This is a genomic window from uncultured Polaribacter sp. (assembly GCF_947501385.1).
Classification (GTDB): domain Bacteria; phylum Bacteroidota; class Bacteroidia; order Flavobacteriales; family Flavobacteriaceae; genus Polaribacter.
On sequence record NZ_CANMVP010000027.1, the window covers coordinates 1 to 13621 of the forward strand.

The 13621-nt window shown below is 32.2% G+C and carries 16 protein-coding genes; 9 read left to right on the forward strand and 7 right to left on the reverse strand.

Going from position 1 to position 13621, the window contains the following annotated elements; all coding sequences use genetic code 11:
* Window positions 1-181: 181 nt before the first annotated feature.
* The 3 genes from Q0998_RS15780 to Q0998_RS15790 all read right to left on the reverse strand — a co-directional run bounded on the left by Q0998_RS15780 (window position 182) and on the right by Q0998_RS15790 (window position 3035).
* Window positions 182-1237 (reverse strand): NAD(P)/FAD-dependent oxidoreductase, encoded by a 1056-nt coding sequence (locus Q0998_RS15780; protein ID WP_299671563.1) that lies wholly within the window; start codon window positions 1235-1237, stop codon window positions 182-184.
* A gap of 250 nt (window positions 1238-1487) precedes the next feature.
* Window positions 1488-1724 (reverse strand): NifU family protein, encoded by a 237-nt coding sequence (locus Q0998_RS15785; RefSeq protein ID WP_299671565.1) that lies wholly within the window; start codon window positions 1722-1724, stop codon window positions 1488-1490.
* A 171-nt stretch (window positions 1725-1895) separates the two neighbouring features.
* Window positions 1896-3035, reverse strand: a complete 1140-nt coding sequence (locus Q0998_RS15790; RefSeq protein ID WP_299671567.1) for an Mrp/NBP35 family ATP-binding protein — start codon at window positions 3033-3035, stop codon at window positions 1896-1898.
* A gap of 178 nt (window positions 3036-3213) precedes the next feature.
* On the opposite strand from Q0998_RS15790, the gene Q0998_RS15795 reads away from it, so the two are divergent.
* Window positions 3214-3681: a hypothetical protein gene (locus Q0998_RS15795; protein ID WP_299671569.1), complete on the forward strand. Its 468-nt coding sequence runs from the start codon at window positions 3214-3216 to the stop codon at window positions 3679-3681.
* A gap of 43 nt (window positions 3682-3724) precedes the next feature.
* Here Q0998_RS15795 and Q0998_RS15800 read toward each other — a convergent pair whose 3' ends face one another.
* From Q0998_RS15800 to Q0998_RS15810, 3 genes are all read right to left on the reverse strand, one after another.
* Window positions 3725-4063, reverse strand: a complete 339-nt coding sequence (locus Q0998_RS15800; RefSeq protein ID WP_299671571.1) for an MGMT family protein — start codon at window positions 4061-4063, stop codon at window positions 3725-3727.
* Window positions 4064-4250: 187 nt separating this feature from the next.
* A complete protein-coding gene (trmB, locus tag Q0998_RS15805; RefSeq protein WP_299671573.1) occupies window positions 4251-4922 on the reverse strand; it encodes a tRNA (guanosine(46)-N7)-methyltransferase TrmB in 672 nt (223 codons plus the stop codon).
* 9 nt (window positions 4923-4931) lie between these two features.
* Window positions 4932-5153 (reverse strand): hypothetical protein, encoded by a 222-nt coding sequence (locus Q0998_RS15810; protein WP_299671576.1) that lies wholly within the window; start codon window positions 5151-5153, stop codon window positions 4932-4934.
* A 119-nt stretch (window positions 5154-5272) separates the two neighbouring features.
* Between Q0998_RS15810 and Q0998_RS19410 the strand changes: the two genes are divergently transcribed.
* On the forward strand, window positions 5273-6124 hold the full coding sequence (locus tag Q0998_RS19410) for a DUF6427 family protein (protein ID WP_366943664.1): 852 nt from the start codon (window positions 5273-5275) through the stop codon (window positions 6122-6124).
* Here Q0998_RS19410 and upp read toward each other — a convergent pair.
* Complete coding sequence (upp, locus tag Q0998_RS15820; protein ID WP_299671581.1) at window positions 6119-6772, reverse strand: uracil phosphoribosyltransferase; 654 nt, start codon at window positions 6770-6772, stop codon at window positions 6119-6121. The two genes, Q0998_RS19410 and upp, sit on opposite strands and share 6 nt — an antisense overlap.
* A gap of 97 nt (window positions 6773-6869) precedes the next feature.
* Between upp and lysM the strand changes: the two genes are divergently transcribed.
* The 7 genes from lysM to Q0998_RS15855 all read left to right on the forward strand — a co-directional run bounded on the left by lysM (window position 6870) and on the right by Q0998_RS15855 (window position 13617).
* Window positions 6870-7340 (forward strand): peptidoglycan-binding protein LysM, encoded by a 471-nt coding sequence (gene lysM, locus Q0998_RS15825; protein WP_299671583.1) that lies wholly within the window; start codon window positions 6870-6872, stop codon window positions 7338-7340.
* 335 nt (window positions 7341-7675) lie between these two features.
* Entirely contained in the window at window positions 7676-8572 is an 897-nt protein-coding gene (locus tag Q0998_RS15830) for a DMT family transporter (RefSeq protein WP_299671586.1), read from the forward strand.
* A 238-nt stretch (window positions 8573-8810) separates the two neighbouring features.
* Entirely contained in the window at window positions 8811-9665 is an 855-nt protein-coding gene (locus Q0998_RS15835) for a DUF1732 domain-containing protein (protein WP_299671661.1), read from the forward strand.
* 199 nt (window positions 9666-9864) lie between these two features.
* Entirely contained in the window at window positions 9865-10491 is a 627-nt protein-coding gene (gene gmk / locus Q0998_RS15840) for a guanylate kinase (protein ID WP_299671588.1), read from the forward strand.
* Window positions 10492-10574: 83 nt separating this feature from the next.
* On the forward strand, window positions 10575-11159 hold the full coding sequence (gene nadD, locus Q0998_RS15845; protein WP_299671591.1) for a nicotinate (nicotinamide) nucleotide adenylyltransferase: 585 nt from the start codon (window positions 10575-10577) through the stop codon (window positions 11157-11159).
* A gap of 83 nt (window positions 11160-11242) precedes the next feature.
* Window positions 11243-12109, forward strand: coding sequence for a M23 family metallopeptidase (locus tag Q0998_RS15850; protein ID WP_299671593.1), 867 nt, complete (start codon window positions 11243-11245; stop codon window positions 12107-12109).
* A complete protein-coding gene (locus tag Q0998_RS15855; RefSeq protein WP_299671594.1) occupies window positions 12109-13617 on the forward strand; it encodes a GH3 auxin-responsive promoter family protein in 1509 nt (502 codons plus the stop codon). The genes Q0998_RS15850 and Q0998_RS15855 overlap by 1 nt, the downstream gene beginning before the upstream one ends.
* Window positions 13618-13621 lie beyond the last annotated feature (4 nt).

The window sequence follows — 13621 nt, forward strand, 5'->3', positions numbered from 1 at the left end:
TCTTTCTCCTTTTTATTAATATCTATCTAATATAAATACTTTAATCCATATCCTTTTGCAAACATAGGATGACAGAATGAAAATAAAAAAACTTGTCATTCAGAGTGCAGCGATAGCGTAGTTGATGAATCTTTAGATAAAAAAGATTTCTCCACAAGGTCGAAATGACATACTAATCTAATTACTCTATCTTTTTAACAACCGCTTTGGGTGCTTCTTTTCTGGTTCCATCGAAGCCATCTACACCACCAACTGTTGTATATTTCATTACGTATTTTTTATCTGGAAAAATACGTTTGTAGGCACTTTGACACATTAACGTTGCTTCATGGAAACCACACAGAATCAGTTTTAATTTCCCTGGATAGGTATTTACATCACCAATCGCATAAATTCCCGGAATGTTGGTTTGATAATCTAAAGCGTTGTTTACTTTGATGGCGTTTTTCTCGATTTCTAATCCCCAATTTGCAATAGGGCCTAACTTTGGCGACAAGCCAAAAAGCGGAATAAAATGATCTGTTTCTATGGTAAATTCCTCACCTCCTTTTTGTACAACGGAAACGCCTTCGACTTTATCCGTCCCAACAATTCCTTTTACTTCTGCAGGCGTTATCATAGTAATTTTCCCTGCATCTTTTAATTCTTGAACTTTATCTACAGAATCTAAAGCGCCTCTAAATTCATTTCTTCTATGAATTAAAGTTACTGAAGAGGCTACATTTGTTAAGAAAATAGACCAATCTAAGGCAGAATCTCCACCACCAGAAATCACGACTCTTTTATCTCTATAAAATTCAGGATCACGAATGATGTATTCGACCCCTTTATCTTCAAAATCTGCAATATTTGGAATTGGTGGTTTCCTTGGTTCAAAAGAACCCAATCCGCCAGCAATTGCCACTACTTTAGCACGATGTTTTGTGCCTTTATTTGTGGTGACCATAAACGATTCGTCCTCTTGCTTTTCAATGGTTTCTGCACGTTCACCCAAAGTAAAACCTGGTTCAAATTGTTTGCACTGTTCTAACAATTTATCTGTTAAATCTCCTGCTAAAATCTCTGGATATGCAGGAATATCATAAATTGGTTTCTTCGGGTATATTTCCGAACATTGACCACCAGCTTGTGGCAAAGCATCTATTAAATGACAACGCAATTTTAATAATCCTGCTTCAAAAACGGTGAATAAACCTGTGGGTCCTGCACCAATAATTAAGATATCTGTTGTAATCATTTTTGTTCTCTTTATGTATTTAGACCTCAAAGATTTCTTGTGCTGAATTTATTTTCAGTATAAAAACCTTTGAGGTCTGTTTTCATTCTTGTAAGTATATTGGGGATTGAAACTACATTCTTCTTTTAAGAGATTCCTGCCTACGCAAGAATGACAAGAAAAACATACTCTTTCGACTCCGCTCAAGATAAACTCCTAGCCCAACCTTTTTAGAAATCTGCCTGCGACAAGTAGGCGCCTAAAATAAATTTTAAGCGACGTTTATTACTTCTTCTATTTGTGGAGCATACTTTTTTATGGTTGCTTCCACTCCATTTTTTAAGGTCATTTGGTTTACAGAACAACCTGTACAAGCGCCTTCTAATTGTACTTTTACAATAAAATCTTCGATTGATAAAAGCTTGATGTTTCCACCATCACTCATTAAAAACGGACGAATTTCATCTAACGCTTTTTCTACATTGTCTAATGTTTCTTGTGCTGTCATATTTAAGCCCCTCTTAATCTCTCCAATTCGTCTGCGCTCAATGCAGTCTTAGGAGAGAAACTCAAAACGGGTATTTTGTGTTAATTTGTTATCATTTATTTTGACAAAAAGTATAAAACATTTTGTTTTGCGCCACAGTTTCCTTCCCTTTGGGAAGGCTAGGATGGGCTCTTATTTTTTTACTGCGCTACAACCACTCATTGTTGTAATTCTTACTACTTCTGTTGGTGGTAAGTTTTTGTTTCTTTTTAATAATTGAGCGACCATTTCTTTGGTAATTTCATTAAAGGATTTCTCTAAAACGGTACCTTCTTGTAATGCTACTGGATGCCCAACATCACCAGATTCTCGAATACTTTGTACTAATGGGATTTCTCCTAAAAACTTCGTTTTAATATCTTCTGCTAAATTTTTTGCACCATCTTGCCCAAAAATATAGTACTTATTATTTGGTAATTCTTGGGGTGTAAAATACGCCATGTTTTCAATAATTCCTAAAACAGGAACATTGATACTTTCTTGCTGAAACATGGCAACTCCTTTTTTAGCATCTGCTAATGCGATATTTTGTGGTGTACTTACTACAACTGCGCCATTTATTGGCAATGCCTGTACAATTGATAAATGTACATCTCCAGTTCCTGGCGGCAAATCGATTAAAAGGAAATCTAACTCACCCCAATCTGCATCAAAAATTAATTGTTTTAATGCTTTGGAAGCCATGGGTCCACGCCAAATTACTGCTTGATCTGGATTTGTAAAAAATCCTAGAGACAATAATTTTACGCCGTAATTTTCTACAGGTTTCATTTTAGAACGTCCGTCTACATTTACAGAAAGTGGTTTTTCTCTTTCTACATTGAACATGATATGTTGAGAAGGCCCATACACATCTGCATCTAAAACACCAACACTAAAACCCATTTTAGCTAATGAAATTGCTGTATTTGCAGTAATTGTAGATTTACCAACCCCTCCTTTACCAGACGCAATTGCAACGATGTTTTTAATAGTAGGTATTTCCTTTCCACGTATTTGGTTCGGATTTTCTTTTGCTGTAGGCTTTTCTACTGCCACAGTTACTTTTACATCAATAGCTTCTGAAACATTACTTTTGATTGCTTTTATAATTTCAGATTCTATTTTCTTTTTCGCCTGGAATGTGGGGTTTCTAATGGTGACATCTATATGTACTTCGTTCCCAAAAATTACAACGTTTGTAACATTTCTATTTTCAACTAAACTTTTTCCTTCACCAGGAGCAGTTATCGTTTCTAATGCTTTGTATATATCTTGTTTGTTAAAACTCACGTCTTATTTTTATTTAATCTTAATTGCAAAGATACGGCTTAGGTAGCAAATAGTAAAGCCTGAAAAAATCAACTTTTGCAAAACTTTAACAGGATACTTTTTATTTATTAACATAGTTTAATAAGTGGATGCATTTTTAATTATATGTTTACTACATAACTTTTAATCCCCCTTTGTTATGATACATAATGTAAAAATTTTAGGTTTAATTTTATTACTGTTTGTAGGTACTCAAACAACAACTTCTCAAGAAGTAGCAATGAACTCTAGTAGGAATTTGCAAGCGCATCAATTTAATAATCCTGAAGAAGGCGAAAAGGAAAAAGAATTTAAAATAGAGAGTGCTATTTTAAAAGAAGGCGAATATACCTTTGATAATGGAAAAAAAAATGTTTTAGTTGTAATTAAAGACGGCCATTATACAGAACATTATTCTGAAGGTGAATTTATTAAGGCTCAAATGAAATGGGTTTCTAAAGATGAATACAATCTTATAATTACAGATATAAATAAAGAAAATTTACCTTTTGGTGTTGGCACCAAACTACATACAAAAATATTTAGAGTAAAAGGTAGCAGGTATTATTATGAGTCTAATTTAGAAGGTTTGTCTTGGACGGGTAGATTTACAAAGATCAAAAAATAAAATTATACGACACCGTTATATAACTCATCATGAAAATGTTGAGTTATTTTTTTATCAAAGCATTTGGATCCCAAAAAACAGTTTCAAAGTCTTGTATTTGATTTTCGATTACAACAATACCTTCATTTTCTAATAGTTGTTGCATCAAATTTGTTCCCTCAAAATGATGTTTCCCTGTAAGTAATCCTTTCCTATTGACAACTCTATGTGCTGGCACCTCTTCTGTCTGATTATGAGCATTGTTCATTGCCCAGCCCACCATTCTAGCAGAACGTGCTGCTCCTAAATAGGTAGCGATTGCGCCGTAGCTAGTCACTCTTCCGAAGGGAATTAAACGAGCGGTTTGGTACACTTTCTCAAAAAAATTATCAGTTTCTTTCACCTTTGAAAGATATGAATTATTAAAATAGTACGCAGAGATTCTCGGAGAAATGTAGAGATTCACAGAGGTTTTAAAAGTGTTGATGATTCTTACCTTTCTCTTGAAAAAAATGACCGCATAGAAACATAGGGATCATAGAAACCATGGAAAGGCATTAACAGATTACTTCTTTTCTTGCAATTTAAAATTAATACTTCAATCGAAATTGAATGTAGGTAATTGGTTTTCCTACTTCTAAATATTGATTTTCATAAAAAGTCTGTGTTTCTGTCACTTCTTTTGGCGAACCTTCGTTTTTATAAACGTTATGATTGGCATTTAAGATTTCATGACCTTCACCATGTAATAAACCTAGTGTGTAACCGTGCATAAATTCGCTATCGGTCTTAAGATTCATAATTCCTTCTGCATTTAAAATCTGGTGATATTTCTTTAAGAAATCAGCATTGGTCATTCTGTGTTTTGTCCGTTTGTATTTTATTTGAGGATCTGGAAAAGTTATCCAAATTTCAGAAACTTCGTTTTCTGCAAAAATAAAATCAACCAACTCAATTTGAGTTCTTACAAACGCTACATTTGGTAAATTTTCTTCAATAGCTGTTTTGGCTCCTCTCCAAAAACGAGCGCCTTTGATATCGATACCAATAAAATTTTTATTTGGATTTTTTCTTGCCAAGGCGATTGTATATTCACCTTTTCCACAACCTAGTTCTACAACGATAGGATGGTTGTTTTCAAAAAAAGAATGCCATTTGCCTTTTAAGGAAAAGTTGCTAACAACTTCTTCTCTTGTTGGTTGAATGACATTTTTGAACATTTCATTTTCTTTGAAACGTTTTAGTTTGTTTTTGCTTCCCAAAATATAAAATTAAGCGCTGTCTTCTGTTCCTTCTTTTACAAATCTGCGAGATTCTTTCATCCAATATGCAAATAAAACCAATAGCACTAATAAGAAAAACCAGTTTACGGCATTAGAAATCCACCATCCTAAATCTGCATTTGCTACGCTAGTACGTAACCAATTAAAAGGAAGAAACAGAATTTCTGTAAATAAACTACCAATCCATCTAAAAATATTGCTTGCTATCATAACTTAATTATCTTTACACTGCAAAAATAACAAAAGAAATAATGCCAGCCAATTTTTTAGCGAAATCTAAACCAATCAATTTTATCGTATTGATAAGTCTGTTTATTTGCTTGTTTGGTATGGCCTCTTTTTCTCTCTTTGCGAATACCCCTTTTGAATTTTCTCTGCTATTAAAAATAGCTACTTTTCTAGTTCTTTTTTTAATTATTTTTTTCTTTTATAACTTTATTGTTTCTAAGAATGATTTAACGTTTGATAATTCTTATGCCTTCTTTATTTTTACCATATTCTTAAGTTATTTTTTAAAACTTACTTTTACATATAAAACACTATTAATCTTATTATTATACATTTTATTTTTACGTAAAATATATAGTTTAAGATCTCATAGAAGAGTGCTTCAAAAACTTTTTGACAGTGGTTTTTGGCTAAGTGTTCTATTTATTTTAGAGCCTTTTACAGCCATGTTTAGCATACTAATTTTTACTGCAATTTACTTGCATCAAAAACCAATAATTAACAATTTAATCGCTCCCGTTTTTGGGTTTTTAGCTCCTTTAATTATTTATTTTTCCTACTGTTTTTGGTTTGATGAGTTGTATGTTTTTACCAATCTTTTTTACTTTGATGAGTTTTACAGCTTATTTTTTTATTCAAAAGACAACTTTCATTGGATTGTAGGACTCATTTTAGCACTTTCTGTAATATCCATTTTTTTAAAATCCCCAAAAGCATTTTCAGTAAATAATTCGTTTAAAAAAAGTTGGATTCTTTTAATAATCCATTTCATAGTTGCTGTGTTTTTCTCTTTATTAATTCCGAATAAAAATGGAACAGAACTTTTATTTTTACTATTTCCAACTGCTGTTATTATTGCAAACGGATTGGAAGCTGTAAATAGTAAATTCATAAGGAATGTGTTTATTATAGTTTTTTTAATAAGTGCATTTGCGCTGCCTTTTTTACTATAATTTAGCTCCAAAAGCTAAATCTCCAGCATCTCCCAAACCAGGAATAATATAGCCTTTGTCATTTAATTGATCATCAATTGCTGCAACCCATAAATGGGTATTTTCTGGAAAATGATCTTTGATAAAATCAATACCTTCTGTGGAAGCAATTACAACAACTATATGAATTTCTTTTGGTGTACCATACTTTTTTATTGCCTCATAAACAGCCACTAGAGATTGTCCTGTGGCCAACATTGGGTCTGCTAATAATACGGTCTTATTCTCAATAGCTGGTGATGCAAAATACTCTACAACAATTTCAAAATCTTTATCATTATTTGGGTGATTTCTATAGGCAGAAATAAACGCATTTTCTGCATCATCAAAATAATTTAAAAGTCCTTGGTGCAAAGGCAAACCTGCTCTTAAAATAGAGCACAAAACAATATTTTTAGTATATAATGCAATCTCTTTTGTACCTAAAGGAGTTTGTACAGCGCTGTTAGCATAGTGCAAATTTTTACTCAATTCATAACCTAAAACTTCACCAATTCTTTCGATATTTCTTCGAAAACGAAGCGAATCTTTCTGAATTTTAACATCTCTAATTTCTGCAATAAATTTATTTACAATGGAATTGTCTTCTAAGATGTGATGAATTATCATAATATATTATTGAGCTCAACAAATGTACAGAAATTGGTTAAAAATTGTATCTTGCTCGAAGAAAATTATAATTTTTTAATTTAAAACAAAAAAACGTATGGGAATTTTTTCATTTATTAAGAATGCGGGCGCTAAGGTTTTCGGCATTGGAAAAACTACAACAGAAGAAAATGCAGAAAAATCTGCACAACTAAGAAACGCAATTACTTCTTTAGATTTAGAAGTAGCAAATTTATCTCTAGAAGTAGATGACGATGCTGTAAAAATTTGGGGAGAAGCTGCAGACTTAGCAACAAAAGAAAAAGTAGTCTTAGTTGTTGGAAATACAAAAGGTGTTGCTTCTGTAGAAGATGAAATGACCGTAAAAGAAGTTGAAGTAGTTTCAGAAGCTGAAATGGCCAAATTCTACACTGTAGAAAGCGGAGATACTTTAAGTAAAATTGCGAAACAATATTATGGTAATGCTATGAAATACCCAGTAATTTTTGAGGCTAACAAGCCGATGTTAAAACATCCAGATAAGATTTATCCTGGTCAAGTTTTAAGAATACCACCTTTGGTGGACTAACCAAAAATTAACAACCACTGTAAAAAGAGTTTCAATATATATTTTGAAGCTCTTTTTTTGTGCAAAAAAATAAAAAACCTCGACCCAAGGGTACGAGGTATCAAGTAGAAATTTATTTTTTATTTCGACGCAGAGCGTCGGGGAAACAGCCCGGCTGGCAGGTAAAACCCATAGATCCCGCTAAAAAAGCGGGATTAGCCTGCCTTCCGGCATAGGCAGGTTCATCTAGCAATTTTTAATTCATTGCTTCGCTTCCGAAGCTTCGAATAAAAATTGAGTTTCACTAATTTAAAATTTATCATCAACTTTGCACCTTAATTTTTTGATGAAATTTAATGAATAAAAGAGCATTAGCACTAATTGCCGTTTCTATTGCAACCTTAATTTATGGTTTAACTTTTACCATAGCTAAAGATGTAATGCCAACGTATGTAAAGCCTTATGCCTTTATTTTGCTAAGAGTTTCCGGTGCCACAATAATTTTTTGGACGTTGGGCCTTTTTATAAAACAACAGAAAATAGAAAAGTCAAACTATAAAAAAATCTTCTTAGCTTCCTTTTTTGGTATTAGCTTAAACATGCTTGCGTTTTTTAAGGGTTTAAGCTTAACAACACCCATCAGTGCGTCTGTGATGATGGTGACTTCGCCAATAATGGTATTGATTTTTTCTAGCATTTTAATCAGAAAAGCCATTGGCAAACAAAGAATCTTAGGAGTATTTATTGGTTTAGTAGGAACCATTCTATTGATAACCTTTGGTAGCTCTTCAGAAGGAAATTCAGAAAACAACAATTTAGGAAACTTCTTGGTTTTTTTAAATGCGGCTTCGTATGGCTTATATTTGGTATTGGCAAAAGACTTGGTTAAAAAATACAACCCAATAGTATTTGTAAAATGGTTGTATTTATTCGGATTAATTTTTGTAATCCCCATAGGCTATAGTGAGTTTACAGAAATTGTTTGGCAAGAAATTCCTACAAACATCTATTGGAATATTGGTTTTGTGATTCTTTTTACTACTTGTGTAACCTATCTTTTTAATTTGTATGGTTTGTCTAAATTAAAACCAACCACCGTAAGTGTTTTTATTTATTTACAGCCTGTAATTGCTACCATTTATGCATTAATTGTTGGGAGCGATTCTTTAAATTTAGTGAAGATTAGCGCTACTTTATTGATCTTTTTAGGCGTTTATTTAGTCACCAAACAAGCACAAAAATCTACCAAATAAAGTTATATTTGCAACTTAATGAAAAACCTCGACCCAAGGGTACGAGGTATCAAGTAGAAATTTATTTTTTATTTCGACGCAGAGCATCGGGTAACCAGCCTACCGGCTGGCAGGTAAAACCTATAGATACCGCTAAAAAAAGCGGGATTAGTTCAGCTAGCAATTTTTAATTTATTGCTTCGCAACTTTTAAAAATTGAGTTTCACTAATTTAAAATGACGAACGTATGATTCAATCGATGACTGGTTATGGAAAAGCAGTTTTACAATTGCCCACCAAAAAAGTAACCATAGAAATCAAATCTTTAAATAGCAAAAATTTAGATTTAAATGTTCGCATTCCCTCTTATTATAAGGAAAAGGAATTATCGGTTCGTAAAAAATTAGCCACTGCTTTGGTAAGAGGAAAAGTAGATTTTTCGATCTTTGTGGAAATGACTGCAGATGAAACTTCTTCAACCATAAATCACGGAGTTGTAAAACAATACATGCAGCAACTAAGAAACGTTGTTCAAACAGGAACTTCTGACGATGTTGAATTATTAAAAATGGCAATGAGGATGCCAGATGCATTAAGCACTGCGCGTGAAGAATTAGATGAAAATGAATGGCATCTAATCAATGAAAATATAGACATTGCTATCAAAGAAATTGTACAATATAGAATTGATGAGGCGGCTTCCTTAGAAATTGATTTTAAAGAAAGAATTACCAATATTAGAAGGTATTTAGAAGAAGTAAAAGCATTGGATGGTGATCGAGTAGAAAATGTAAAAACACGTTTAAAAAAGGCAATTGACGATTTAAAAGTAGATACTGATGAAAATCGTTTTGAGCAAGAACTCATTTACTATCTAGAAAAATTAGATATTAATGAAGAGAAAGTTCGCTTGGCAAATCATTTAGATTATTTCTTACTAACACTGGCATCTGAAGATTCTAATGGGAAAAAATTAGGGTTTATTGTACAAGAAATTGGAAGAGAAATCAACACCACAGGTTCGAAAGCCAATTTTGCACCAATGCAAAAAGCAGTGATTCAAATGAAAAACGAGCTAGAGCAAATTAAAGAACAGATTTTAAACGTATTGTAAATAATTAGTTTGCCACTCCGCTCAATTATACATTGCTTGCCGCTTTGAGCATTGCCGAAAAACAAAATGCATTTTGTTTTAAAGGTTGCTAGCGAAGCTTAACGAAAAGTCATAGTTCAAAAGTTGAATGTATTTCAGCTTTCATATTAACAACATGCTGAGACTCCCAAAATTTCGAGACAGCATAACAAAATTCATTATGAAAGATAATTTTGTAGGAAAATTATTTGTGTTTTCAGCACCTTCTGGTTCAGGAAAAACAACCATTGTGCGTCATCTATTAAAACAAAAAAAATTCAATTTAGAATTTTCAATTTCTGCAACCTCCCGTGAGCCAAGAGATTTTGAAAAAGATGGCGAAGATTATTATTTTATTTCTACAAGAGACTTTAAAGATAAAATAAAAGCAGATGAATTTTTAGAGTGGGAAGAAGTGTATCGAGATAATTTCTACGGAACTTTAAAATCTGAAGTAGAACGTATTTGGGCACAAAAAAAACATGTAATTTTTGATATTGATGTTGTTGGAGGCTTAAGAATTAAGAAGAAGTATCCTGAAGAAACATTGTCTGTGTTTGTAAAACCACCAAGTGTAGACGAGTTGAAAATTCGCTTAAAGAAACGCAAAACAGAAAGCGAAGAAAAAATAAACATGCGCATCGCAAAAGCTTCTGTAGAATTGGCAACTGCACCTCAATTTGATAAAATTATTAAAAATTACGATTTGGATGTTGCCTTAAAAGAAGCTGAAGAATTAATGAGTGATTTCTTAGAGTTAAAAGAGAAGGAAGAAAATAGAATAGAGAGAAAAGAAGAAAGAAAATAGAATAGAGAGAAAAGAAGAAAGAAAATTAGAGATGAGTAAGAAGTCTCTTTTCTTTTATCTTTTTTCTATCATCTTTTATAAATATGAGTAAAATAGGTTTGTATTTTGGCACGTTTAACCCAATTCATATTGGGCATTTAATTATTGCCAATTATATGGTAGAACATTCAGATTTAGATGAAATTTGGATGGTTGTAACGCCTCATAATCCTTTTAAAAAGAAAAACTCTTTACTAGAAAATCATCATCGTTTTGAGCTTGTATATAGAGCAACGGAAAGTTATCCGAAGATAAAACCTTCAGATATTGAGTTTAAATTACCACAACCAAACTATACTGTACATACATTAGCGCATATTGCTGATGTTTACAAAGACAAAGAATTCTGTTTAATTATGGGTGAAGACAATTTAAAAAGTTTTCATAAGTGGAAAAATTTTGAGATCATTTTAGAACATCATGATATTTATGTATATCCCAGAATTTCTGACGGAAAAGTAGCCACTCAATTTGATCAGCATCCTAAAATTCATAAAGTTGAAGCACCTATTGTTCAAATCTCGTCAACCATGGTAAGGAATGGAATTAAAGAAGGAAAAAACATTCAACCATTGTTAACCAAAGAAGTTTGGAATTATATTGATGAAATGAATTTTTATAAAAAATAATTTCCCTATTTTTATTTCGTTATGATACAGATTCTCTCTGTGAGCGTTTCGTTGTATATTTGTAAACATTCAAATGATAATTTGTGGCTAAAAAGGATAAAAAGAAAGGAAAACTAAAACAAAAACTAACAGATAAATATCGATTGGTTGTTTTAAATGAAGACACTTTTGAAGAGCGTTTTTCATTAAAACTTTCTAGATTGAATGTATTTGTCTTAAGCGGTGTTTTCTCTATTTTATTAATTGCTTTGACCACTGTTTTAATAGCTTTTACACCAATTAAAGAATACATTCCTGGGTATTCATCTTCGCAATTAAAAGCTGCCGCAATAAACTTAACTTTCGAAGCAGATTCTTTAAAACAAAAATTAGCCGTTTTAGAAAATTACACAAAAGCATTAAAACCGGTTTTAACAGGAGAAATAACTTCAGAAGAAATAGATTCTATTACCATACGTGCACAACAAATAGATATTAATGAAAGTGAATTAGATGCCACAAAAGAAGATTCTTTGTTTAGAGAAAAAGTAGACAAAGAAACTAAGTTTGCCATTTTAAACAACGCTAAAAGTAATGTGAAAATTGTCTTTTTTGCGCCTTTAACAGGAAATATATCTCAAGATTTTGACGCAAATTCTAAGCATTTTGCGGTAGATATTGTTGCCAAAACTGGCTCGCCAATAAAAGCGGCTGCAGACGGTACAGTTATTTTTTCTGGCTGGAGCGCAGAAACGGGCTATGTAATCATTTTAAAACACAACAAAGATTTTATTTCTGTTTACAAACACAACGGTAATTTACTCAAACAACAAGGAGATTTTGTAAAATCTGGCGAAGTAATTGCAAGTGTTGGCTCTACAGGAGAATTAACCACTGGTCCACACTTACATTTCGAACTTTGGAAAGGCGGTTACGCCATAAATCCAACAAATTTTATAGATTTTAAATAATGAGTATCAAATCTTTTTTTGCCATTCCGTTTGCTAAAATAGCGACTCGAAAAGTATATAAATGGGCGAATAAACCTCATAAAACTCAAGAAAAAGTTTTTAAAAATTTATTGTCTAAAGGAAGTAAAACTGCTTTTGGAAAAGATCATAATTTTGAAGCTATTTCTAATTACGAAGAGTTTAAAAAACAAGTAAAAATTACCGATTATGAAGGTTTAAGACCTTATGTAGATAGAATGGTTGCGGGTGAAGAAGATGTACTTTGGACAGGCAAACCCTTGTATTTTGCAAAAACTTCTGGTACAACTTCTGGTGCGAAATACATTCCAATTACAAAAGATTCGATGCCAACACACATTAAAGCAGCAAGAAATGCAATGTTGTTTTATATTGTTGAAAAAAACGATGCAAGTTTTGTAGATGGAAAAATGATTTTTCTACAAGGAAGTCCCGTTTTAGAAGATAAAAACGGCGTTAAATTAGGTAGATTAAGCGGTATTGCAGCGCATTATGTTCCTAATTATTTACTAAAAAACCGTTTGCCATCTTGGGAAACCAACTGTATTGAAGATTGGGACACCAAAGTAAATGCAATTGTAGAAGAAACCATTCATGAAGACATGTCTGTAATTAGCGGAATTCCTTCTTGGGTACAAATGTATTTTGAAAAATTGATTGAAAAAACAGGAAAATCTGTTTCAGAATTGTTCCCGAATTTTAATTTCTTTATTTACGGAGGCGTAAATTTTGAACCTTATAAAAATAAGTTTGAGAGTTTGATTGGTAAAAAAATAGACTACATCGAATTGTATCCTGCTTCAGAGGGTTTTATTGCTTATCAAGATTCGCAAACTGAAAAGGGAATGTTGTTGCAATTAGATGCTGGTATTTTTTATGAGTTTATTCCTGCAACCGAATTTTTTGATGAATACCCGACACGAATTTCTCTAAAAGATGTAAAAATTGGCGTGAATTATGTGCTAATTTTAAATACAACTGCGGGTCTTTGGGGGTATAATATTGGCGACACTGTTGAATTTACTTCAACAAAACCGTATAGAATTAAAGTAACGGGCCGTATCAAACACTTTATTTCTGCCTTTGGCGAACACGTTATTGGTAAAGAAGTAGAAAAAGCTTTAAACGATGCTATCAAAGGAACAGGAATAAATATTAGTGAGTTTACGGTTGCACCACAAGTAAACCCAACAAGTGGCTTGCCTTACCATGAATGGTATATAGAATTTGAAAACGAACCTGAAAACCTAGAAGAATTTTCGAAAAAAGTAGATACTTCTATGCAAGAACAGAATATTTATTATTTCGATTTGATTGAAGGAAAAATTTTACGTCAGCTGGTCATTAGAAAAGTTAAAAAAGGCGGATTTCATGAATATATGAAATCTATTGGTAAATTTGGCGGACAGAATAAAATTCCGCAATTGTCTGACAATCGGAAAATTGCAAGCGTTTTAGATAATTTTTTAGTAGCAACAAAACACACATAAAATG